This window comes from Bartonella sp. A05 (assembly GCF_026930145.1).
Classification (GTDB): Bacteria; Pseudomonadota; Alphaproteobacteria; order Rhizobiales; family Rhizobiaceae; genus Bartonella.
Genome location: NZ_JANHOJ010000003.1, coordinates 164,986 through 188,215 on the forward strand (window position 1 = coordinate 164,986; position 23,230 = coordinate 188,215).

Here is a 23,230-nt window from a genome sequence, read left to right on the forward strand (position 1 = left end):
TTTTTTTTCAACTCAATTTGTATTTTAGGCTCACAACTTCCAATGAAACCCTATTAACAAGGACACATAAAAATTGTATTTTTTTATGTTTATCGTAGTTCAAATAAAATAAAGGTTACATAAAAACAAAAAAATGAAAAAATTGATTAATTTTTTTGATTTGGCTCCTCCCTATTAGCCATAATAGAAATCAAAGCAGTAAAGCCATCGCAACAAGAAAATCTAATTTAGAGCCAAACCAAGGATACAACATGCATGTTGTAGATTAATTCTTTCAGGACAAACAGATATTCATCTACATTTGCAGAGGTGGCTGGTGCAAAATTAATTATTTTGACATCATCTCTCAATTTTAAAAATGAAAATGATCTTTATCACACATATCCAAACGCTCTCAATCACAGTCCACACCGTATGATCAATGATATAGTAGTTGATATTATGATAATCACTTATCGTACTTACTACCGCTCGTTCTGCGCCTGTCAAACTCATCTTCCTAAGCGTTTAAATGACTTTTTATAAAAACAGTCACACTACCAATGATGCATCATGAATACAAAATAATAACAAGCACGAATAGTCACTTAATACTACTAGACTCAAAACATAAAAAAACCTTTTATAAAAAGGCATAAGATAAAAAACCATTTCATCTTTTTCTTGTCATATCAAAATGACTATATAAAATGCTCCTATCATGTCGCATAAAAAGTCAAAAAAATCTCAGAAACAAAACAATCAAGCATCTTGTAAAACATCAAAAGATAGCACTTTAACTGTTCAGAAACGCTCTGTTTCCCATCTTAACTCCGCTGCAGAACTTGACATTTCAGAGAATGCAACAACGGCAAAGAGTATCACTGCAACAGTTGAAAAGCTTTCTGCACTCATTTCTTCGGAGACCCCCCTTTTTAAAAATGGTGCATTATGGACACCTCATCGCCCCATTCATCCTGAAAAATCTGAAGGTGGTATTCTATTCCAAATAAATACTCCCTTTGAGCCTGCAGGCGATCAACCCGCAGCAATTAAAGCTTTGGTTGAAGGGATTGAAAGGAACGAACACACTCAAATGCTTCTGGGCGTAACCGGCTCAGGCAAGACCTACACAATGGCCAAAGTTATTGAAAAAACACAACGTCCTGCCTTAATTCTAGCACCAAATAAAACTTTGGCTGCACAACTCTATGGAGAATTCAAAAGCTTCTTTCCTTACAATGCTGTCGAATATTTTGTTTCTTACTATGATTATTATCAACCAGAAGCTTATGTCGCACGCTCTGATACCTATATCGAAAAAGAAGCCTCTACTAATGAACAAATTGATCGCATGCGCCATGCTGCAACACGAGCAGTACTGGAACGCGATGATGTTATTATCATCGCCTCTGTGTCCTGTATCTATGGAATTGGTTCAGTAGAAACCTATACCGCTATGACTTTCCAAATACAAAAAGGTGACAAACTCAATCAACGGAAATTATTGGCTGATTTAGTTCTACAACAATATCGCCGACAAGATATTAATTTCACACGTGGCTCATTCCGTGCTCGAGGCGATACCATTGAAATTTTCCCAGCTCACCTTGAAGACCGTGCTTGGCGTATTTCATTATTTGGTGATGAAATTGAAATGATTACTGAATTTGATCCATTAACAGGACAAAAAACAGGAGATCTACAATCCGTCAAAATTTATGCTAATTCGCACTATGTAACACCACGGCCAACATTAACTCAAGCTATCAAATCAATTAAAATGGAATTATCTCAACGCCTTGATGAGCTAAATGCAGCCGGTCGTTTTTTGGAAGCACAACGTTTAGAACAACGCACAACATTTGATTTAGAAATGCTAGAAACCACCGGCTCATGTCATGGAATTGAAAATTATTCGCGCTATCTAACAGGCCGGAAACCTGGTGAACCGCCTCCAACCATGTTTGAATATATTCCAAACAATGCATTGGTTTTTATCGATGAAAGCCATGTAACCATTCCCCAAATCAGAGGCATGTATCGAGGTGATTTTAGACGAAAAGCTACATTAGCAGAATATGGATTTCGTTTACCTTCTTGCATGGACAATCGCCCCCTACGCTTTGAAGAATGGGATGCCATGCGTCCGCAAACAATTGCCGTTTCTGCAACACCAGGACGCTGGGAAATAGAACAATCATGTGGTGTTTTTGTAGAACAGGTCATTCGCCCAACAGGGCTTATTGATCCACCAACAGAAGTACGCCCAGCATGCACACAGGTTGATGATGTTGTGAATGAAATTCGCAAAACATCCCAAAAAGGCTATCGTACATTAGTAACTGTTTTGACCAAACGTATGGCTGAAGATTTGACTGAATATCTTCATGAACAAGGTATTCGTGTACGCTATATGCATTCTGATATTGATACCTTAGAACGTATTGAAATCATTCGCGACCTGCGCCTTGGTACTTTTGATGTTTTAATTGGCATCAACCTGCTTCGAGAAGGTTTAGACATTCCAGAATGCAGTTTTGTTGCCATTCTAGATGCAGATAAAGAGGGCTTTTTACGCTCAGAAACTTCACTTATTCAAACAATCGGACGCGCTGCTCGTAATGTGGATGGCCGTGTTATTCTTTATGCAGATACAATGACTGATTCCATAAAACAAGCCTTGCAAGAGACAGAGCGACGTCGAAAAAAACAAATAACCTACAATGAAAAAAATCACATCACACCGACTAGTATCAAAAAAAATATTGGCGATATTATCCATTCGGTTGACGAAAACGATCATATTCATAAAAATATTTCTAATTTTATCGCGCGAACCAATAAAATGGGTAACAACTTAGCCAACCATATTCAATATCTTGAAAAAGTAATGCGGAAAGCGGCTACAGATCTCAACTTTGAAGAAGCAGCTCGGCTTCGTGATGAAATAAAACAGCTACAAAAAATGGAACTCGCTATTGCCAATAACCCTAACACTCAATCCATCAATGAACCCTAACACAGACCAACTTTTTACTAAATCAAACAGGATGATATCATTGTTGTCCCCATAAAATTATAACCAACGACACTAAACTGCTTTATATCTGACTTGCTATACCCAAATAAGCATACAATGGCTTTTAATCTTATCGGCTTCTTTTTAGCTAAAAAATAACCTGATCGTGCAGACTTTATAAAGAAATGCTTGTCAAATATTATATTTTCAAGCAATCTTTCTCCATCTGAGTGCGTTACAAGCATCGGAAAGCAGTACAGCATTTCACGCGAGAAAAAGTCAATAAAAAGTGTGCTTTCCGGATATCAGACCTAGATATACCATCTCGCGTACAATGGTAACGTGTTTTTTTGATGTATCGTTGCAAAGGTACTAAAATAAGGAAACATTCTATGGTTCAAATGGGAAAAGTAAAATTTTTTAACAAAAACAAGGGGTTTGGTTTTATTAAACCCGATGATGGCAGCACTGATGTATTCGTTCATATTTCTGCTGTTCAGGCTTCAGGCCTTTCTGAATTAGATTACGCACAAAAAGTGTCATTTGATGTAGAATCTGATCACCGTGGTAAAGGTTCTAAAGCTGTAAATATTAGCGTTATAGATTAATTCGAGCATAGAGCACTTTCAAAAATCGGGTTAAAAACCCGATTTATTTGACAGTTTTTTCTTTTTTTATCAACCAAATTGCTTTTTTATTCGTTATATCAAAATAAAATCTAAAACCGTTCAGGCTATATTCAGCTTGCTACGTGTAGAGTGTGAATAATTAATTTTAACAAGGAGTATTGCTATGGAAAAATTAACCAAGCTAGCAGTATTAACAATGATATCAAGTGCAACTATTATAGCCCCAGTCGCTAGGGCGTTTGCTTACGATTCCTACACAGTTAGGAAAGGAATGAGTGCCACTTCCATTCATAGTAATTCACATTATATGCCGAGTTATATACACGATCCTTCATCACATCATCATTCTCATATAACAAGCCAAACACGCCACCATTCTCACGTGCATACAAACACACATCATCATACGAACACGCATCATCATACGAACACACACAGCCATTTCTATCAACATCCTCCGGTGCGAAATAACGCGGGCGATACTTTAGCAGCAGGCGTAGTCGGCTTTGCGGCAGGCACAATTCTGAGCAATGCTTTAAAACAATCTGAGAAACCAAAAGTTGTCTATCAGGTTCCACAACAACAAGTTGTCTATCAAATCCCGCAACAACAAGTGATTTATCAGTCTGATTACCAATCCCAAAGAATTACTCAATCACAAAGAGATTCCTGGCTTAAATATTGCACACAAAAATACCGCTCGTTTAATCCACACACAGGTACTTATCGAGGCTATGATGGTTTAGACCATGTCTGTTATGCCCCAACACAATGAATAAAATAACATAAAACCCGCTTTAAACGGGTTTTATGTATTATTAAATTCCTTGCAGAAAAGGATTATATTGGCGCTCATATCCTATTCGACTTCCTGGACCATGACCACAAATAAAGCCAACATCATCGCCTAGTGGTAAAATTTTCTCCTTAATAGATTTCATCAATTGTTCGTGAGAACATAACGGAAAATCCGTACGTCCAATAGAACCACGAAAAAGTACATCACCCAATAAAGCAAAACGTTTTTTTTCGCTGAAATAAATCACATGACCAGGTGCATGCCCCGGTGTATGAAAAACTTTAAACACATGTCCAGAACACTCAACGCTATCGCCATCTTCCAACCATTGATCAGGAACGCAAACACGCACATCAGGTAGGTTGTAGCTTTTTGCCATTTCATTCACATTGTCCATTATCGGCTTATCATCACGATGTGATCCAAGAATTTTAATATTCAATGCCTCTTTAGCTTGCATTGCTGCGCCCACATGATCAATATGACCATGTGTTATCCAAATGGTTTCAACAGTAATACCTACTTCTTGAATTGCTTTCTGGATCTGAGGCCAGTCCCCACCGGGATCAACTAAAACACCTTTCTTGCTTTCATTATCAAAAAGCAAAGTGCAATTTTGTTGAAAAGGTGTAACCGGAATAATATACGCATTAAGATCGCCCATGACATCCTTTTCAAAAGTTTAATGTCTTTAAACTTATAGATAACAGCTCTTATTCTCTTATTAAAGTAGAAAACTGTCTGCTCGACAGTTTTATGCAACTTATGTAAACTAAGTTTATATAAACTGAATTTTTGTCAAGGGTTTGAATAATGATCGATCACGTTCAGTCTTTATGTGATGATGCACCCCATCTTCTTGTAATTGATGACGATACCCGTATTCGCAACCTCTTATCTCAATTTCTCATTAAAAATGGATTTCGTGTTACAGTCTCTGCCAATGCTAATGAAGCGAAACGACAACTTACAGGCTTGGACTTCGACCTTCTTATTGTTGATGTAATGATGCCCGGTGAAAACGGTATTGATTTCACCTATTCACTCCGCCAAACAAAAGATGTGCCCATTCTCATGCTAACAGCTTTGTCAGAAATAGACAATCGTATCCACGGATTAGAAGCGGGTGCAGATGACTATCTTGCTAAGCCTTTTGATCCGCGTGAACTTTTACTTCGTATCAACGCCATTTTACGACGTCATGTCTCACCTAACCAGCCTAAAATCGAACAGATTGTTTTTGGTCCTTATATATTTTCAATTCCCCGGCGCGAACTTAAAAAAGGAAGAGAAATCATTAAATTGACAGATAAAGAACAGGAAATGATGATTATTTTTGCTGAATATGCAGGCGACATCATTCCGCGCCATAAACTTGCAACAGGTGACAGAAACATCAGTGAACGCGCTATTGATGTACAGATCAATCGCCTACGCCGTAAAATCGAAAAAAATCCAGCATCCCCTATATGGCTCCAAACCGTACGAGGAATCGGTTATAGACTATCACTTGAATAAGCACATGATAATCAAACCTGTACAACAATTTGCCCGATGGCTAACGAGACAAATGCCTAAACGGCTTTATGACCGCTCTTTGATTATTATTATCGCTCCCATGGTATTATTGCAAACGGTAATTGGCTACGTCTTCATGGAACGACATTGGCAAATGGTAACTGAGAGGCTCTCAACTACTGTTGTCCATGATATTGCTGCTATTATTGATATAATTGAAACCTATCCACAACAAAATAATTATGAAGATATCAAGCGTATTGCTCAACAACGCATGGGGTTAAACATTTCTATTCTACCACCTTCCCCCCTTCCTCCTCCAGGACCTAAACCATTTTTTGCAATTCTTGACTATTTTTTGAGTGAAGAAATCACCCGTCAAATTAATCGCCCCTTCTGGATTGATACAGTAGGTGATTCTAACTTAGTAGAAATCCGGATTCGCCTTGATCACAGTATCTTACATGTCTTTGCTATGCGCAGCCAAGCCTATGCCTCCAACACTGGTATTTTTTTAAGCTGGATGGTAGGAACGGCTCTTGTTTTACTTCTGATTGCTATTTACTTCTTACGCAACCAAATCAAACCAATTCAACAATTAGCTGAAGCTGCAGAAAGTTTTGGACGCGGACGCCCTTTACCAGAAGGCTTCCAACCACAAGGAGCTGATGAAGTACGCCGTGCCGGTATTGCTTTTCTACGCATGCGTGAACGTATTGAACGCCAAATCGAACAACGCACCATGATGCTTTCAGGCGTCAGCCATGATTTAAGAACTATTCTCACACGCTTTAAACTTCAACTTGCCTTAGCAAGTACCGACTTTGATATTAACCCGCTTGAACAAGACATCAGAGACATGCAAAACATATTAGAAGGCTATCTTGCTTTTGCACGTGGAGAGGGTAGTGAAAATATTCAAACTTTTGATTTAAATGCTCTGATGCAAAAGTTTTCTGATAGTGCTCATCTTCACCAACGTCAATTCTCCTACACCATTGAAGGCTCCACACAGATACAAGTACGTCCCCATGCTTTTACCCGTTTAGTCAGCAACCTTGTATCAAATGCATTTTATTATGCAAACACAATCAAACTTACGGCCATATTCCAACAAGAATCTTTCGTCATTATCATTGATGATGATGGGCCCGGCATTCATAAAGACATGCGCACAGAAGTCTTTAAGCCATTTTTTAGACTTGACGAAGCACGTAACCAAGATGCCAGTGGAACAGGTCTTGGTCTTTCCATTGCTCAAGACATAGCACGCAGCCACGGAGGCAATATCCAATTAGATGATAGCCCTTTAGGAGGCTTGCGCGCTATCATTGATATTCCCCTATAAGTAGGCCAAAGAGATTCTTTGTAAAAGAGTATCATAAAACAAATTTGTTGAACAATTTAGGCATTTCCCACAGTTTCAAATAAAGCATATTGCAAGGCCTTATAAGCACTTTCACCAGCCCAAGCCACCATTTGAAAAGCAACATAATAGCTTTCACAAATTTTAAGTGCATGTGCCAATAATGCTTCAACTTGTATATGGGACGGATGCACCCCCCCAGCGAGAAGAAGGCCCTGTCGATAAATAACTGAATTGTCCTTATGCCAATAATCAAAATGCCCGAGCAACAATTTCTCATTAATTGCCAACAATAAGCGATGCATTTCAGAAGTTCGATAATTTTCAATAAAAAGCTCGAATGCGCAGGACAAATGAAGAGCTTCCTGTTCTTCCATCCACGAAAAGGCAAGATTATAATTAGCCTGTTTTCCTTTTATGCAAACGCTAATTTCATCTTCTACATTTCTCTCAAAAGCCCAATCGTATTTATAAGCAATCTGTTCGATAAAATCGACCGGATGCTCTTCTCTTTCTATGGTGCCAAAGGCAAGCCTCATCATGAACCCTCAACAACAGATAAGTACATTATCAATACAGTATAAACACACATAATTGTAACACTACCCTGCTACAATCAAAGACTCTACATCAAACAAATACACATTATAACATGAACAAAACGCAACACATGGAAACAAAACAAATCATGCTTCCCCACAATAATCAGCTTGATAAAAACAAAACGAATCACCAAGTCTTTCCAGTGTATTGATACAATTTCACAGTGCCAGCCCCCCCTAACACAAAAAAAATGTTTTTCTATACAAAAATCACAAAAAGTAAATTAATAATATTCTATAACATATTTAAAATTAAACATTTTTTATTTTGATATACAAAACTGAAAAACTGGGGATTATTTTTTCTAAGAGAGTAATTTCTTACTCTGAAACTGTAATTTCTTATTACTGATTTATGTTCTTGTGTCTTTATTTCTTTAAATCATCAAGACGTTTTTTCAAATCAGCATTTTCAGCCTGTACTTTAAGGATCATTTCCTTAACCACTTCAAACTCTTCGCGTGAAACAAGATCAAGTTTATTCGCTACCTTTTCAGCTTGCGAACGAAAGACTGTTCCAGCTTCACGTCGCATACCTTGTACAACACCGACCGCATCAGTCGCTAATTTTGCTAATTCATCAAGAAGACGGTTTGATCCATTATGCATAAGATTTTCCTTCATTTTAATTACTTCTACTACACACGTTATAGCGCACTTTTATGACATGTTACAGCGCACTTTCATAACATATAGATACTGTATTTGTTCCCTTAACTAATAGAGATATTATTTGACCTTTTCCAAGCTTCATGAATAATGGCCACCTCTCAAACTTGACCATTTTATGCTTCTCTGTCATGCTTTGTAGCCATCTATAATAACTTTATTAACATAAATAACTCCTATGAATAGCATCCCTTTGTGTCCTACTATTGCTTTCCCTGCTTTTCTTGATCCGGTCATTGTTTATTTGGGACCTATAGCATTGCATTGGTATGGTCTTGGCTATATTGTAGGTATTTTTTTCGCTTGGTGGTATGCACAAAGACTGTTGGGGAAAAAATCTCTATGGCACGCAAACCAACCTCCAATGAATAAAAATAAAATAGGGGATTTTGTTCTCTGGGCCACCATTGGCATCGTTGTTGGTGGCCGCTTAGGACAAGTTATCATATGGGATCCCACTTATTATTTTAACCATCCGAATGATATTATCGCAGTATGGAATGGTGGTATGGCTTTTCATGGTGGTCTTGTTGGTATCGTCATCGCAATGATTTTCTTTGCCCGAAAAAACAACATCAATATTTGGACAATGTTTGATACAATTGCCGCAGGTGCCCCTGTTGGCATTGGCATTGTACGCGTGTGCAATTTCATAAACCAAGAATTATGGGGCAATGTTACCAATGTTCCTTGGGCTGTTTGCTTCCCAAGCGATCCACAATATCTACCAAGACATCCAAGCCAACTTTACGAAGCACTCATGGAAGGCTTTCTCATTTTTAGCCTATTGGCTATCGTTATTTTTACTTTCAAAGCATTAAAGCATCCCGGTATCGTAGCAGGACTGTTTCTTGTAAGCTATGGGATAGCTCGCAGTATCTCAGAAATTTTCCGACTGCCCCAAGAGGATCCTGAGTGGTTTTCTGCTCTCTATAACGCCACTGGACTTACCTATGGCATGGCCTTATCTCTTCCCATGGTTCTTTTGGGTCTTTATGCACTTTTACAAGCCTTTAGAGATCAATTAAAAAAATAATGGCTACCCTCAAAGAGAAAATTAAAGACATTATTGCTCTCAATGGATCAATAACTGTCAGTCAATATATGGCATTGGCACTCACAGATCCTCAATTTGGCTATTATCAAACACAAACACCCTTTGGGCGAAGCGGCGATTTCATCACTGCGCCCGAAATAAGCCAATTATTTGGAGAGATGATTGGTATCTGGGCTATCGCCAGCTGGAAAGCTCAAGGCTGTCCCTCCCCTTTTATCTTAGCTGAAATAGGCCCGGGGCGGGGCACTCTTATGGATGATGTTTTACGAACCATTCAAAAACTATGCATAACAACATTTAATGCCGCAGAAATCTTTCTTGTTGAAATAAGCCAATACCTTGCCGTAGAACAAAAAAAGCGTCTTTCATCTTATCAAAAACAAATCCATAGTATTAACAGCTTTGATCAAATCCCTTCAAAACCTCTTCTCTTGATTGCTAATGAACTATTTGATGCACTACCCATTCATCAATATGTCAGCATTAACGGAACATGGAGAGAGCGCCGTATTACACTTGATAAAAATGGTGATTTCACATTTATCGCTTCCCCGTATAAGCTTTCTTTTTCTGACTTACCAGCTGGCAATGCTGGAATACCTGATGGAACAATTTTTGAACATGCGCCTTTACGGAATCAATTAATGCAACAAATTAGTAACCATTTGATGCAAACACAAGGTTCTGCTTTGCTTATTGATTATGGCGCTACTAATTTTTCATTTGGAGACACATTGCAAGCTATCTCAAAACATAGATTCAGTAATATTTTCACTGCTCCCGGTGAGCATGATCTAACTTCACATGTTAATTTTTTCTCCTTAAAAGCAATAGCCCTTCAACAAGGTTGTTTTGCTGAAACTATGGAACAAGGAGATTTTCTGTTAAAAATGGGCATTCTTGAACGTGCAGGACAACTTGGTGCCAACAAAAATTCTACAATCCAAGACAAAATTAGCCAAGACGTTAAAAGACTAATCGACTCAGACCAAATGGGTAAACTTTTTAAAGTTCTTTGTGTAAGTGACAAAAGAATACCATTATCGCGACTTTTAATGACAGAAAATGACAGTAATTGACAAGAACTGCTCTTTTATGGACCTGCCTCATTTGCAATCAATGATAATAGGAATTTTATGAATCCTTTTCTTGCCCCCATTCTTTCTCAAGATCTTTTTTCTTTACACTCATGCGGAATAAAACATGGTTTTTTTACGCGTCAGGGAGGTATTTCAAAAGACCTTTATCAAAGCCTTAATGTTGGGCAAGGCTCCAATGATCACCCTGAACATATTGCGCACAACCGCACGTTAATTGCCCAGTATTTTGATATTGAGGTTGAGAATTTAGTCACAGTCCATCAAGTACACTCTAGTGAAGTTGTGGTAGTTGACCACGCTTTCATAGGCAAACGTCCCCAAGCTGATGCTCTGGTTACAACCACAAAAGGTTTAGCAATCGGCATCCTCACAGCGGATTGCGGGCCAGTACTTTTTGCTGATCCAGAAGCAGGCGTTATCGGCGCTGCACATGCTGGTTGGCGTGGAAGCTTGAACGGCATTTTGGAAAAAACAATTTCAACCATGGAACAACAAGGCGCAAAACGGCAATCAATCATAGCAGTACTTGGGCCTTGTATTGGCCCCTGCCACTATGAAGTGACATACGAATTCCATGACCAATTTATTAATCGTCAGAACACATTTCAAAAATTTTTTGTAAAAATAGATAAACCAAACCACTTTCATTTTAATTTATGGGCTTTTATTATAGATCAATTACAAGCCGCAGGTATCAGCGCTTCTTGTCTAAAACTTTGCACTTACAAAGATGAGCAGCGTTTTTTTTCCTATCGCCGCGCAACACATCGCAATGAACCTGATCACGGACGGCAGATTTCCGCTCTTATACTGGAGAATGAAAAATAGGTTTTTATCTGAGACAATCCAATGATATTAAAAGAGATCAGTTCATACCAGTCTACCAATTTTTATAGTAAGATATGGCCAATCTATAATTATGATAAAAAATAACGTTTGCGGAGTAAATTGCATAATAAAAACTTATTTAGAAGCAAATAGCTTTTTTAAAAATTGCGCAATGCATTCATTGTAGAAAAAGTAAATGAAAATTTGAAGCACACTCTATTGTGATTTACCTATTCCAGTTGAGAAGATATTCAATATTTTCTAACAGTATATTCATTATTTTCTGACAAGTATTGCCGATAAGAGCCATATTATAGCGGCTTAGAATTCTCATTTGTAGATAATAACTTTATAATACTAAAACATCGATAAATTTATATTGTTATTCAGTTTCAGTTAAACAGCATATACTTTGAATATGCGCGTATAGTGATGATTTTTTATAAGCTATAACAAACAGCCATTAGGCTCTTGCCACTATAATACTCATTTGATGAACAAATATAATTTGGTTGATACTTATATTTATTTGAAATCTTTATAGAAGAATGCCTTACAATGTTATAAATACATGCATTATTATGTTAATTTATAATGTTATTTCTTGAATAAGAAATAATATTTATTTTTATACTTGATATTTTATTTTTACAATTTATAAGTTATTTGGAGACGTTTTAAACTTTTTAAAAAATGTCTAATGTGGAGGGGATTAAACGTGTTTTTGAAGATTTAGTCTATTTTTTCTTAAAGATCTTTAATCGAAGGATCTGGATTTTTTTTGATTCTAATAACTTTCAAAGACTTAACAAGATATTATTCTTAGTGTTATCAGAGAAGGAATATTTTCTATCTTTTTAAGAATTTGAAAGAGCAATATTTTCCTTGTTTTATATTTTGAAACTTTGTTTAGCAAGGTTAATGTTTTCTTTTCTTTGAAATCAATTTTTTTCCTAAAGAACTTAATAGATACCACTATCAGCATCAATGTCGCAAAATTTTCTTCTATTTTTGCGCACTTTTTTGATGTGCAGTGGTGATTTCACAACGTTGTTTTCCTTACTTTTTAGAGGTGTTAAGCATTATTTAGCACTGATATGTGTTTATTTTCATTGGGGGATTTATGAACAAATCATATATAAAACAAAAAGAGAATGATTTAAATTGTCACCGTTCTTCTTATTATCGGTTACCTTTTGCAGCAATAGCTTTACTCTTATCGAGCATTTCTCCTGTTTTTGCAGCTGCTCCCGTTTTTACAAGCACACCTGCTCAAAGGACCAATGGTTCTAATGAGGTTGGTCAACAAGAAAATCATGAAAACAACCAACAGAAAAGTCATGAAAATCTTGTTTTGGTTGATGAGGAATCTCATCCTGAGAAGGAGGAATCTCATCCGGAGAAGCAAGTTTCTAGCCAAGATCAGTCGAATAAAATTACGGTAACTTCAACAGCAACCTCAAAAGAAGCAGATAGTACAAAATGGCAGTCTGATTATACGACCAGCTCTCTTGGCTTTATGGATGATATTGTTAATTCTCTTGGCATTGTTAATGCTCTTGATAGTAGATCTTATGCACCAAATCACTCTTCGCGAACATTGGATGAAAACGCACTCAACATTTCCGAAACCTGGAAATCTGATGATGTGTCAAATGATTTCAACATTAGCCGACCAATTCCTAACCCTGCGAACGAAATGTGGAATCGAGGTAGCATGATACTATCAATTAAGAAAAACCACACCCTTCTTGGTGTTGCAGCAAAAGCAGGACCTGATTCTGTTTCTATTGGCACATCAGCAAAAGCAGAGCAGTGGTCTGTTGCTGTGGGTACAGATGCAACTGCAGGTCAAAGCTCAGTTGCTCTTGGTGAGAGTACACAAAGCACTAATCAAGCGATTGCTATAGGTAACCGAGTGAAAGCGGACTTTTATGGTGTTGCTGTAGGGGTTTCTACAACTGCGACTGAATTCGCAACTTCTATTGGTAGCAATTCAAGAGCCCAAAAGAGAGGAACTTCTTTGGGATACAATGCATCCGCAGGGTTTTGGAGTGTAGCTATTGGTTCTTTGACGATTACAGACACCGATTTTGGAACTGCTCTTGGCACCTCTACAGAGGTCACTTCTCCATCCGGTGTGGCTATAGGTTATCTTTCTCTCGGTAATCGTCAATCGGGTATTGCTGGCTACGATCCTTTATCCCAACTTCATAGTCCGTCGAATAATAAGGATATTGCATGGATTGCGTCAAAAGCTGCCGTCAGTATTGGTAATTCTGATAAAAATATTACACGACAGATTATTGGGCTTTCAGCTGGTACTCATGACACAGATGCAGTCAATGTTGCGCAATTAAAAGCACTAGAAATAAAACTCGATAACAGTGTTGCGGATGTAAAAAAACAAGTTGACAAAAATTCAAACGCTATCCAGGAGATAAACTCTCAAATTGATACATCTGCACAAAACGGTGAAACTCCACAAGAGATTGTAGATGGATTTGTTGCATATGAAAAGGATGAAGAAGGTAAAAAAACCAATACAATTAAGTTAATAGGTGGTGATGAAGGCCAGCCTGTAACCATTGACAATATCGCCGATGGTGCAATTACAACGGATTCGAAAGAAGCTGTGAATGGTTCTCAGTTGTATGATGTTGCTCAAAAGGCAAATGCTTATACAGATCAACAGATTAAAGAAAAGCTCGATGCTGCCGTTTTAGAGGCTAATAAAGAGCTCGTTGAGACTGCTGTTAGTACGGTCGTCGGTGAAAAATTTAAAGATTATGATCAGAAAATTTCAGAATTTGATGGGAAGATTGCAGGTTTAACTCAGAGAATGGAAGAAACAAGCAATGAAGCAAAACAAGCAGCAGCTGTTGGTTTAGCAGTAGCTAACTTACGTTACAATGATACACCTGGAACACTAAGTATTTCAGTAGGTGCAGGTTTATGGCGTAGTCAAACTGCTTTTGCGGTAGGTGCTGGTTTTACATCTAGTAATGGTAAGATACTTTCCAACCTGTCCGCAACGACTGCAGGAGGTAACTTTGGGTTCGGAGCAGGACTGACTTTTTCATTTTAACGCATGATAATTATAATAAAAATATTTCATAAGCTTTTTATTCGCTCTTGCCTAAAAACAAGGGCGAAAGCCTTTCTAACAACAAGTTACTATATTGGGTTATATGGTAGATCATTCAAGCTATCCGCACCCAACGAGCCACACCAATAAAATGATATTTAATGTATCCCTTATCTTTACAAAAATAGTAGCCAATTGCACAATTACAAATATTGTAAAATAGGCTAACATAAATGCTCTAAATTGATGGATAATATAAATAAACCTACTCTTACTGCCTGATAAGCAATGTAATGAATAATCTACATGATTTTTTCTCCTGCTCTGAAAAATAAATATTCAAGGAAGAAATCGACAAATCACATGCACCTTTTTAAGGCGCTTTTGGCTCACATAAGCTTTATAATTAAATCCCTCTTATCAACAATAGATAAAATTATAAAACCTTTATAATTCTTACCTTGCAATCTGAAAGTAAAAAGTTAAAAATCACGTCACATTTCGTTGTCATTATTTAGAGGATCTATCATGAAACTTTTCTGCGGCAATTCTAATCCACGCCTTGCTGAAAATGTTGCAAAATATTTAAATATTCCCCTAGGCAAAGCGACAGTAAAGCGCTTCGCTGATCAAGAAATTTTCATAGAATTACATGAAAACGTACGGGGAGAAGATATCTTTGTTCTGCAATCCTCATCCTATCCAGCCAACGATCATTTGATGGAATTGCTCATCATGATTGATGCTCTGCGCCGCTCTTCAGCGCGTCGTATCACAGCTGTAATACCTTATTTCGGTTACGCCCGCCAAGACCGTAAACCAGGACCTCGTACCCCTATTTCTGCAAAACTTGTGGCAAACCTAATTACAGAAGCTGGAGCTCATCGTGTTTTAACATTAGATCTTCATGCAGGACAAATTCAAGGCTTTTTCGATATTCCAGCTGATAATCTCTACGCTGTTCCTATTATTGCGCGTGATGTCAAGATGTATTATTCTTTGGAGAATGTTATTGTTGTGTCTCCTGATGTCGGTGGAGTGGTTCGTGCGCGCGCCTTGGCCAAGCGCTTAAATAGTTTACTCGCAATTGTTGATAAACGTCGGGAACGTCCAGGTGAATCAGAAGTTATGAACATTATTGGCAACGTCTCTGGAAAAGATTGCCTGTTGCTAGATGATATTGTTGATTCAGGAGGAACCTTATGCAATGCAGCAAGTGCTCTTCTTCAACATGGTGCAAATAGCGTTACGGCATACATCACCCACGGTGTTCTTTCTGGAAACGCTATCGAACGCATTACCAACTCACAAATGAAAGAATTGGTCATTACAGATTCCATTATGCCAACAGCAGAAATTGAACAAGCACATAATATCCGCGTTTTAGAAATTAGTGACTTAATCGGAGAAGCAATTGCAAGAACAGCAGCCGAACAATCTGTCTCAAGTTTGTTTGACTAAACCTATTCCTTAGAATCTCTTAGAGAGCTTTTTCAATTGAAATCAGGGAAAGGCTACAACGCACTTACCATTGGAAATCAGTTCGAAGAATAATAAGCCCCTACCTTAAAAATAGACTAAAAATCTGTGCATATAATTTAAAAGATAAAGTCCATAAAAACGTGAAAGAATACACCTGATGAATGGATTTCCCTGAACCAAAATTTGCACAAAAAAACATGTTGCCAATCATTCCTCAAGATCAACACAAATTCACCGTAACATGTTACATTCTGAAACCTCACCTATAGCAATCTTAATCTTTATAATGTCTTCATTTTTAAATACATCAAGCTAATATTAATGTCTCTACTTTTGCACCATAGTTGTAGAATTTCATCTCTCTGAGTGTTAGAAAATAAGGATTTTTTCCGCAACGCTTGCATCTCTAAAGGGTTTGAATTATAGAAAGGCTTCTGTGTAGACACCCTTGGAGGCAACGCAGAATGGAGCAATCGCTAATCTGTAGCGCATATCTTCATATTCATGCAAAAACTATTCTTGGTTTTTGATGGATCTCCAACTATGTAAAAAGGACTTAATCATGAGTAAAAATTATACTCTTAAGGCCGAAATACGCGAGCGGGTTGGTAAGGGGTCCTCCCGTGAACTTCGCCGTAACGGTCTTATTCCAGCTGTCATCTATGGTGACCAACAGCCCCCTTTGGCAATTGCAGTTTCTTATAAAGAAATTTTCTACAAAATTCACGCTGGTGGTTTTCGAACTACTGTTGCTACTATTGAAATTGGCAAGCAAAACATTCAAGTTCTACCCAAAAGTTATCAACTTGATCCGGTTCGTGACTTTCCTATCCATGTAGATTTCTTACGTGTTTCAGCAAAATCAGTCGTGCATGTGAATATTCCTGTACACTTCGTTAATGAAGAGATCGCCCCTGGTATTAAACGAGGAGGCGTCTTAAATATTGTTCGCCATGAAATTGAATGTACTGCACCGGCGAACGCTATCCCTGAAGCAATTGAGATTGATCTTTCTAGTTACTCTATTGGTGATTCTATCCATATTTCATCGGTGCAATTGCCAGAAGGTGTTATTCCAGTTATTCAAGATCGAGACTTTACCATTGCAACCATCGCAACTCCTGCTAACATGAGTGCCAGTGATAATACATCAGAACAAAATAACAATGGAAATGACGCAAAAGCCTAGTAAATTTTAATAGGCGGAACAACTTTCCGCCTTTTCTTAAATAGTTTGCTAGCTTCTCACATCTTATAAAGGCAGATATGTTTCTTATTGCTGGTCTTGGCAATCCTGGTTCACACTATAAAAACAGCCGTCATAATATTGGTTTTATGGCCATTGATGCCATTCGCCAATGCTTTTCTTTTTCTCCATGGTCAAAGAAATTTCAGGCTGAAATCTCCAATGGATCCATACATGGCGAAAAAATCCTTCTTATTAAACCTCAAACTTTCATGAATTTATCCGGTCAAGCTCTTGGCGAAGCCTTGCGATTTTATAAATTAGACTTGAACAATTTTATTGTCATTTACGATGAACTTGATTTACCACCTGGAAAAGTACGTATAAAAATAGGCGGAGGAAGTAACGGACATAATGGCATAAAATCGGTTAATACCCATTGTGGTGACAACTACTGCCGCATACGGATAGGAATCGGACACCCCGGTTCCAAAGAATTGGTTCATAAGCATGTTTTAGGAAATTTTACAGAATCTGATCAAGGATGGTTATCTACTTTATTAGATGCGATTGCGAAAAATATCTTTCTCATAATAAAAGGAGAGAGTAATCACTTTATGAACAAAGTTTCAATAGCAATGAAAAGTAAAAACCTATGATAACAAGCTGCCTCTCTCTAATGCATTTAAAAAACCAATATCCTTTTTTATAATCTTTGTATACGCTCTCTTCTCTCTTTTAGAACATAAAAGTTTATTCGATAAAGCTGTCCAAGCTTATACTATTTAAAATTAAAATAAATCATCTGGATTAATAACGGACGGCCTACGATCGATTGTTGTTGAATCCTTACCAACATTCGATGGTTGACGCCCACTTTCCAAAGGCTTTGAATCAACATTCAGTGAGTCTGGAGGTTGTTTGCGGATAGTCAACGATTGACGACTACTTTCCAAAGGCTTTGAATCAACACTCCGTGAGTGTGGATGTTGCTTGCCTGTAGTCGATGATTGGCGACTATCTACCGACGACTTTGAATTGATGTGCGGTAGTTGAGTGCTAATTGGTGGATGTTGTTTGCCGCCTGTAGTCGATGGTTGATGACTATCTACCGACGACTTTGAATTGATGTGCGGTGGTTGAGTGCTAATTGGTGGATGTTGCTTACCTGTAGTCGACGATTGATGACTATCTACCGACGACTTTGAATTGATGCGCGGTGGTTGAGTGCTAATTGGTGGATGTTGCTTGCCTGTAGTCGATGGTTGATGACTATCTACCGACGACTTTGAATTGATGCGCGGTGGTTGAGTGCTAATTGGTGGATGTTGTTTGTCGCCTGTAGTCGATGGTTGATGTTTCATTGTTAATGATTGAGAGCCAAAATCCGTCTCATCATCTTGCAAAACAACCACGCGTGAACCATTAGGAACTCGATCATAAAGATCAATAACATCCTGATTGAGCAAGCGAATACACCCACTTGAAATAGCGTGACCAATAGACCATGCTTCAGATGTACCATGAATACGAAAGAGAGTGTCTTTCCCATTTTTGAAAAGATACAATGCCCGCGCGCCCAAAGGATTCTCAGGCCCCGGTGGCATACCTTGCCCCAAATGACCGTAACGTTCTGGCTCTCGAGCCATCATTGATAAAGTAGGTGCCCAACGTGGCCAATGGCGTTTATATTGTATAACCCCTTCACCTTCAAATTCCAAACCTTCCTTGCCAACACCAATACCATAACGCAAAGCCTTACCATTATCTCTCACAAGATAAAGAAACCGTGCTTTAGTATCCACAACCAGCGTGCCAGGCGGATAAACTGTATCATATTCTACTTGCTGACGTAAAAATTTTGGATCAATCGTCGTGAGATCAACAGCAGGTAATGAATAAGCCTCATTTGTTACAGGTCCATATAAAGCCTCTAGTTCCGGTGAAATACGTGGAACTTGTTGGACAGGAGCGAAAGACGTAAATGACGCATCCGATGGACTTATAGAACAACCAGCCAAAGCGAATGATGCTGCAACTAAAGGTGATGCAATTAAAAAAGTACGATGAGACAACCCTCTCATATTTTCTCCGATTATTTTATTATAGTGGCATCCCCAATACTACAAAAAACTTAGCACACTGTTAACGTTAAGTTGCTATCTTTCTGAACACTAAAATGGACACACAAAAAACATAACAATAAGGGATTATAAGAATATATGACAATAACAAATAATTATCCTGATATCTTTTTCCACTGATCCATATATCTTTTTCACATACACACAACTGAAGGCTAGAACTCTTCTCAAAACATGCTATAGAAGCATGAAAAAAGTTTTATCTGAGCCAGAATATAAAAATGACAGCCAACAGAGAGAGAGTCTATGGGGTTTAAATGCGGTATTGTTGGATTACCGAATGTCGGAAAATCAACTCTTTTTAATGCTTTAACAAAAACAGCTGCAGCACAAGCTGCCAATTATCCTTTCTGTACTATTGAGCCAAATACGGGTGAAGTTGCTGTACCAGATCCACGAATGGAAAAAATTGCTATTATCGCCGGTTCAAAAGAAATAATTCCTACACGCATTAGTTTTGTTGATATTGCAGGACTTGTACGCGGTGCATCAAAAGGTGAAGGTTTAGGCAATAAATTTTTAGCACACATTCGTGAAGTTGATGCTATCATCCATGTTTTACGGTGTTTTCAAGATGAAGATATTACGCATGTAGAAGGGCGAATTGATCCTGTTTCTGATGCAACAACTGTTGAAATGGAGCTTATGCTCGCTGACCTTGAAAGTCTTGAACGACGTATTATACAAGTCCGTAAACGTGCGATAGGAAAAGAAAAGGAAGCGCAAACAATTCTTCCTATGATGGAAGCAGCACTAGAATTATTGCAGAAAGGAAATCCTGTGAGGTTATTGCTCAAAGAAATATCCTCAGATGAGCGCCGTATTCTTGATGGATTGAATCTTTTAACCTCAAAACCTGTACTTTATGTTTGCAATGTAGACGAAAATAACGCTGCTCATGGCAATAATTTTACCCAAGCAGTTAAAAAAATGTCGATAAAGCAGAACGCACAAAGTATTATAGTGTCTGCTTCCATCGAATCTGAAGTTGCTCAACTCACCGATGAAGAAGCAAGAGAATATCTAACTGCTCTAGGGCTCGTTGAACCTAGCCTAGATCGGCTTATCCGAGCAGGCTACCATTTGCTTGATTTAATTACTTACTTCACTTGTGGACCTAAGGAAACAAGAGCATGGACAATTGTCCGTGGTACTAAAGCGCCTCAGGCAGCTGGCGTTATTCACTCAGACTTTGAACGCGGCTTTATTCGTGCTCAAACCATTAGCTATGAAGATTACATTGCTTTAGGCGGCGAAACCAGAGCAAAAGAAGCCGGTAAAGCTCGTGATGAAGGCAAGGAATATATCATACAAGATGGTGACATCGTGTTGTTTAAGCACAATACTTGATGCACTTCTTTTTTGTTATTCCATTATCTCGTTAGTCACAAGAAACGCCTCTTTATCTTTAATATCAACTGCATCTAATCCTCAAGAGAAACCCTGCAACAAAAACAGCCACATTCGCAGCTGTTTTATCCATCAAAGAAATACAAAATTAACGTGCCCAACGGCCTTCGTATTTAAATTCTGGAGCTTCTTGCAAAGAATCCTTTGTTACATTCGTAATAAGCTTCCACTTACCGTAATCATTTGTCATCTGGATTGCTTCTGGAGCAATAACCACATAACGCTCTCCTATGCCTAGGAAACCACCAACACCAATAACAATTCCTTTGATATTATTTTCACTCAAAATGATATCTCTCACTTCACCGATATTTTCATCTTCTATATTATGCACACGTGCACCGATAAGACTTGAAGCAACAAAATCGGCAGCTGAAGGCGTAACATAACGCACGGACATATCTGAACTAATCTGCACAATACCTGTTGACAAAACCACTTCAGGTTCAGAAGCCTCTGTAAAAGACTGAGCATAAGCACCAGAAACCATCATGACTGACATAAGAGTGATGAAAGCAATTTTCTTCATTTTAAATATCTCCGTTTTTACTTTACAAACTCTCAATGCATCACACTCTGATTAGTTCCTTGTGTCTTTTCAAGATCAACCATCTCAGCTTTTTTTCTTCGATTTTTCTATTTTCTTTAAAATTTTCAGTCTTTTTAAGACAAATAAGCTCTACAAAAATAATTTAAATAAGATAACATGGCAATTAATCTTCTGACGAATCGCCATGAATGGATCAACAAACCATATAAAAAAGCGGATACATCGCGCGTATAAGATACAACCATTTGGTGTTCATCACCCTAAAAACAAGACTATCCCTCAAAAGAAAACACTATAGCCAAAGCATTCTTTGCAAGATAAAGGTTATTCCAGTGACAATCGGCACTTTTTTTATTCTCTAACGCCTCTTGATACCCTCTGATACCCTAATTAAAAGAGATTATAATATAATCTTATCCAGCACTGCTATAATTGGCCAGTATATCTGTGATAAAAGCGGAAAATAAAAGCTAACGAACTCTATCGTTAAAGATAAAGATATTGATGCAGAAATTCTAACAGAACGCACACACACTATACAAGTGGCACATCTGAAAATAAGCGATATTATGAGTAATTTTTACTTCTTCGTTGTTAACAAAGAGCTATAGTTTGTTGCAGCTCCAGCACACTTAAAATTTCCTTTTCTAAAATCATTGCTTACTCTTCATATCGTATAGAAAAAGCTTTAATCTGCGAAAAATCATAGCAATTAGGAGGAGGAAAAACAAAATCTTTTTAGTATATTGGTGTGAGCCGTATAGTTACTTTACAAGCCAATATAAGGTGCATATCATGTGGCTTATGACTCTTCATATTGCTCTTTTTCAACCAGATATTGCTGGAAATACTGGAACGATTTTACGCCTTAGTGCTTGTCTTGGCTTACATGTACATATTATTAAACCCGCAGGCTTTGATCTCTCAGATCGCAACCTTAAACGAGCCGGTATGGATTATCTTGAACGTGCTTCATTAGAGTGCCACCTTGATTGGCATAATTTTATTGACACTATGAAACGCTTTAATCGTCGCCTTTTGCTTTTGAGTACAAAGGCAAAAACATATTATACTAATATGTGCTATCATAAAAACGATGTTTTACTTTTTGGTCGTGAATCAGCAGGCGTTCCCGATTATGTTTATGAAGCCGTTGACTACACCTTAAAAATTCCCATGCAACGACACGCACGCTCATTGAATCTTGCAATGAGCGTTGCCATGACAACAGGAGAAGCTCTCCGTCAAATTGGTTATGGTGAAATAGAAAAAGCCTTGTAAGATAAAGAGTCACAACTTTTCATAAAGATTTTACTTTATTGATGATCCACAGATCTTTTACGATCAACATAATAGTTTTATATATGATCAACGATTGACAATTATAAAATCATCATTTTTTCTTCAAACATCGTTATGAATCGCAGTACACGGATAGCACTTTTTATAACTGTCTTCATAGTAGAGAAAAACAAAGAGGACAAAACATTGGTTGTCATTAAGACATAATATAAGATAGTTTTTTATATCATTTCTCCCCTTATTGCACAACAAAACATCAATAAATCGAGAGCTTGGCTGAAAGCGAAAAGAAACTTATTCAGTATGCTTTCTATTCTAAATTGAATCTGAACTATGATTTCAGCGTTCTTTTTGTCTTAGAATCAACAACATCGTTAACAGAATAACACCATCTACACAACCAACAGTTAAAGAGACATAAGAGCACACTTCCAACAAAGAAATAACACTATGAATCGATAAAAAGATAAATTTTATTCAACAGAATCAGGATCAAAGA

At 37.7% G+C, this 23,230-nt stretch carries 18 protein-coding genes and 1 pseudogene; 14 read left to right on the forward strand and 5 right to left on the reverse strand.

The window, feature by feature from the left end:
• Positions 1 to 700 precede the first annotated feature (700 nt).
• The 3 genes from uvrB (at position 701) to NPX98_RS04355 (ending at position 4,405) form a co-directional block, all read left to right on the forward strand.
• Positions 701 to 3,001 (forward strand): excinuclease ABC subunit UvrB, encoded by a 2,301-nt coding sequence (gene uvrB, locus NPX98_RS04345; protein WP_269022867.1) that lies wholly within the window; start codon positions 701 to 703, stop codon positions 2,999 to 3,001.
• A 392-nt stretch (positions 3,002 to 3,393) separates the two neighbouring features.
• Positions 3,394 to 3,609, forward strand: coding sequence for a cold-shock protein (locus NPX98_RS04350; RefSeq protein ID WP_269022869.1), 216 nt, complete (start codon positions 3,394 to 3,396; stop codon positions 3,607 to 3,609).
• A 184-nt stretch (positions 3,610 to 3,793) separates the two neighbouring features.
• Positions 3,794 to 4,405, forward strand: a complete 612-nt coding sequence (locus NPX98_RS04355) for a BA14K family protein (protein ID WP_269022870.1) — start codon at positions 3,794 to 3,796, stop codon at positions 4,403 to 4,405.
• Positions 4,406 to 4,448: 43 nt separating this feature from the next.
• On the opposite strand, the gene NPX98_RS04360 is transcribed toward NPX98_RS04355, so the two are convergent.
• Positions 4,449 to 5,093: an MBL fold metallo-hydrolase gene (locus NPX98_RS04360; RefSeq protein WP_269022871.1), complete on the reverse strand. Its 645-nt coding sequence runs from the start codon at positions 5,091 to 5,093 to the stop codon at positions 4,449 to 4,451.
• 149 nt (positions 5,094 to 5,242) lie between these two features.
• On the opposite strand from NPX98_RS04360, the gene NPX98_RS04365 reads away from it, so the two are divergent.
• Both NPX98_RS04365 and NPX98_RS04370 read left to right on the forward strand, forming a co-directional pair.
• The gene (locus NPX98_RS04365) at positions 5,243 to 5,947 is read left to right on the forward strand and encodes a response regulator (protein WP_269022873.1); all 705 of its coding nucleotides are present in this window, start codon (positions 5,243 to 5,245) and stop codon (positions 5,945 to 5,947) included.
• Between the two features lie 4 nt (positions 5,948 to 5,951).
• Entirely contained in the window at positions 5,952 to 7,295 is a 1,344-nt protein-coding gene (locus NPX98_RS04370) for an ATP-binding protein (RefSeq protein ID WP_442864461.1), read from the forward strand.
• Between the two features lie 56 nt (positions 7,296 to 7,351).
• On the opposite strand, the gene NPX98_RS04375 is transcribed toward NPX98_RS04370, so the two are convergent.
• Both NPX98_RS04375 and NPX98_RS04380 read right to left on the reverse strand, forming a co-directional pair.
• Positions 7,352 to 7,852: a YbjN domain-containing protein gene (locus tag NPX98_RS04375; RefSeq protein ID WP_269022976.1), complete on the reverse strand. Its 501-nt coding sequence runs from the start codon at positions 7,850 to 7,852 to the stop codon at positions 7,352 to 7,354.
• A 432-nt stretch (positions 7,853 to 8,284) separates the two neighbouring features.
• Positions 8,285 to 8,524, reverse strand: a complete 240-nt coding sequence (locus NPX98_RS04380) for an accessory factor UbiK family protein (RefSeq protein WP_269022875.1) — start codon at positions 8,522 to 8,524, stop codon at positions 8,285 to 8,287.
• A gap of 238 nt (positions 8,525 to 8,762) precedes the next feature.
• Between NPX98_RS04380 and lgt the strand changes: the two genes are divergently transcribed.
• The 7 genes from lgt (at position 8,763) to pth (ending at position 17,984) form a co-directional block, all read left to right on the forward strand.
• The gene (lgt, locus tag NPX98_RS04385) at positions 8,763 to 9,620 is read left to right on the forward strand and encodes a prolipoprotein diacylglyceryl transferase (RefSeq protein ID WP_269022876.1); all 858 of its coding nucleotides are present in this window, start codon (positions 8,763 to 8,765) and stop codon (positions 9,618 to 9,620) included.
• Positions 9,620 to 10,720, forward strand: a complete 1,101-nt coding sequence (locus NPX98_RS04390) for a class I SAM-dependent methyltransferase (protein ID WP_269022877.1) — start codon at positions 9,620 to 9,622, stop codon at positions 10,718 to 10,720. Before lgt ends, NPX98_RS04390 begins: the two co-directional genes overlap by 1 nt.
• A gap of 57 nt (positions 10,721 to 10,777) precedes the next feature.
• Positions 10,778 to 11,569: a peptidoglycan editing factor PgeF gene (pgeF, locus tag NPX98_RS04395; RefSeq protein WP_269022878.1), complete on the forward strand. Its 792-nt coding sequence runs from the start codon at positions 10,778 to 10,780 to the stop codon at positions 11,567 to 11,569.
• Between the two features lie 1,123 nt (positions 11,570 to 12,692).
• Positions 12,693 to 14,657: a YadA-like family protein gene (locus tag NPX98_RS04400; RefSeq protein WP_269022879.1), complete on the forward strand. Its 1,965-nt coding sequence runs from the start codon at positions 12,693 to 12,695 to the stop codon at positions 14,655 to 14,657.
• A gap of 528 nt (positions 14,658 to 15,185) precedes the next feature.
• Positions 15,186 to 16,118 (forward strand): ribose-phosphate pyrophosphokinase, encoded by a 933-nt coding sequence (locus NPX98_RS04405; RefSeq protein WP_269022880.1) that lies wholly within the window; start codon positions 15,186 to 15,188, stop codon positions 16,116 to 16,118.
• Between the two features lie 583 nt (positions 16,119 to 16,701).
• Positions 16,702 to 17,328 carry a 50S ribosomal protein L25/general stress protein Ctc gene (locus NPX98_RS04410; RefSeq protein ID WP_269022882.1) on the forward strand — a complete coding sequence of 209 codons (627 nt, stop codon included), beginning with the start codon at positions 16,702 to 16,704 and terminating at the stop codon, positions 17,326 to 17,328.
• Positions 17,329 to 17,405: 77 nt separating this feature from the next.
• Complete coding sequence (gene pth, locus NPX98_RS04415; RefSeq protein ID WP_269022884.1) at positions 17,406 to 17,984, forward strand: aminoacyl-tRNA hydrolase; 579 nt, start codon at positions 17,406 to 17,408, stop codon at positions 17,982 to 17,984.
• A gap of 729 nt (positions 17,985 to 18,713) precedes the next feature.
• Here the strand turns inward: pth and NPX98_RS04420 are convergent.
• A pseudogene (locus NPX98_RS04420) lies at positions 18,714 to 19,409 on the reverse strand (L,D-transpeptidase); the annotation flags it as partial.
• Between the two features lie 306 nt (positions 19,410 to 19,715).
• On the opposite strand from NPX98_RS04420, the gene ychF reads away from it, so the two are divergent.
• Positions 19,716 to 20,819, forward strand: a complete 1,104-nt coding sequence (ychF, locus tag NPX98_RS04425; protein ID WP_269022886.1) for a redox-regulated ATPase YchF — start codon at positions 19,716 to 19,718, stop codon at positions 20,817 to 20,819.
• Between the two features lie 148 nt (positions 20,820 to 20,967).
• Here ychF and NPX98_RS04430 read toward each other — a convergent pair whose 3' ends face one another.
• Positions 20,968 to 21,408 (reverse strand): PRC-barrel domain-containing protein, encoded by a 441-nt coding sequence (locus NPX98_RS04430; RefSeq protein ID WP_269022888.1) that lies wholly within the window; start codon positions 21,406 to 21,408, stop codon positions 20,968 to 20,970.
• A gap of 825 nt (positions 21,409 to 22,233) precedes the next feature.
• On the opposite strand from NPX98_RS04430, the gene NPX98_RS04435 reads away from it, so the two are divergent.
• Positions 22,234 to 22,710: a tRNA (cytidine(34)-2'-O)-methyltransferase gene (locus NPX98_RS04435; RefSeq protein ID WP_269022978.1), complete on the forward strand. Its 477-nt coding sequence runs from the start codon at positions 22,234 to 22,236 to the stop codon at positions 22,708 to 22,710.
• Positions 22,711 to 23,230: the final 520 nt, after the last annotated feature.

What these genes read in the sequence shown, in the direction of transcription:
- uvrB (WP_269022867.1), top strand. Translation starts at nt 701, where the DNA reads ATGTCGCATAAAAAGTCAAAAAAATCTCAGAAACAAAACAATCAAGCA.
- NPX98_RS04350 (WP_269022869.1), top strand. Translation starts at nt 3,394, where the DNA reads ATGGTTCAAATGGGAAAAGTAAAATTTTTTAACAAAAACAAGGGGTTT.
- NPX98_RS04355 (WP_269022870.1), top strand. Translation starts at nt 3,794, where the DNA reads ATGGAAAAATTAACCAAGCTAGCAGTATTAACAATGATATCAAGTGCA.
- NPX98_RS04360 (WP_269022871.1), bottom strand. Translation starts at nt 5,093, where the DNA reads ATGGGCGATCTTAATGCGTATATTATTCCGGTTACACCTTTTCAACAA.
- NPX98_RS04365 (WP_269022873.1), top strand. Translation starts at nt 5,243, where the DNA reads ATGATCGATCACGTTCAGTCTTTATGTGATGATGCACCCCATCTTCTT.
- NPX98_RS04370 (WP_442864461.1), top strand. Translation starts at nt 5,952, where the DNA reads ATGATAATCAAACCTGTACAACAATTTGCCCGATGGCTAACGAGACAA.
- NPX98_RS04375 (WP_269022976.1), bottom strand. Translation starts at nt 7,852, where the DNA reads ATGAGGCTTGCCTTTGGCACCATAGAAAGAGAAGAGCATCCGGTCGAT.
- NPX98_RS04380 (WP_269022875.1), bottom strand. Translation starts at nt 8,524, where the DNA reads ATGCATAATGGATCAAACCGTCTTCTTGATGAATTAGCAAAATTAGCG.
- lgt (WP_269022876.1), top strand. Translation starts at nt 8,763, where the DNA reads ATGAATAGCATCCCTTTGTGTCCTACTATTGCTTTCCCTGCTTTTCTT.
- NPX98_RS04390 (WP_269022877.1), top strand. Translation starts at nt 9,620, where the DNA reads ATGGCTACCCTCAAAGAGAAAATTAAAGACATTATTGCTCTCAATGGA.
- pgeF (WP_269022878.1), top strand. Translation starts at nt 10,778, where the DNA reads ATGAATCCTTTTCTTGCCCCCATTCTTTCTCAAGATCTTTTTTCTTTA.
- NPX98_RS04400 (WP_269022879.1), top strand. Translation starts at nt 12,693, where the DNA reads ATGAACAAATCATATATAAAACAAAAAGAGAATGATTTAAATTGTCAC.
- NPX98_RS04405 (WP_269022880.1), top strand. Translation starts at nt 15,186, where the DNA reads ATGAAACTTTTCTGCGGCAATTCTAATCCACGCCTTGCTGAAAATGTT.
- NPX98_RS04410 (WP_269022882.1), top strand. Translation starts at nt 16,702, where the DNA reads ATGAGTAAAAATTATACTCTTAAGGCCGAAATACGCGAGCGGGTTGGT.
- pth (WP_269022884.1), top strand. Translation starts at nt 17,406, where the DNA reads ATGTTTCTTATTGCTGGTCTTGGCAATCCTGGTTCACACTATAAAAAC.
- ychF (WP_269022886.1), top strand. Translation starts at nt 19,716, where the DNA reads ATGGGGTTTAAATGCGGTATTGTTGGATTACCGAATGTCGGAAAATCA.
- NPX98_RS04430 (WP_269022888.1), bottom strand. Translation starts at nt 21,408, where the DNA reads ATGAAGAAAATTGCTTTCATCACTCTTATGTCAGTCATGATGGTTTCT.
- NPX98_RS04435 (WP_269022978.1), top strand. Translation starts at nt 22,234, where the DNA reads ATGACTCTTCATATTGCTCTTTTTCAACCAGATATTGCTGGAAATACT.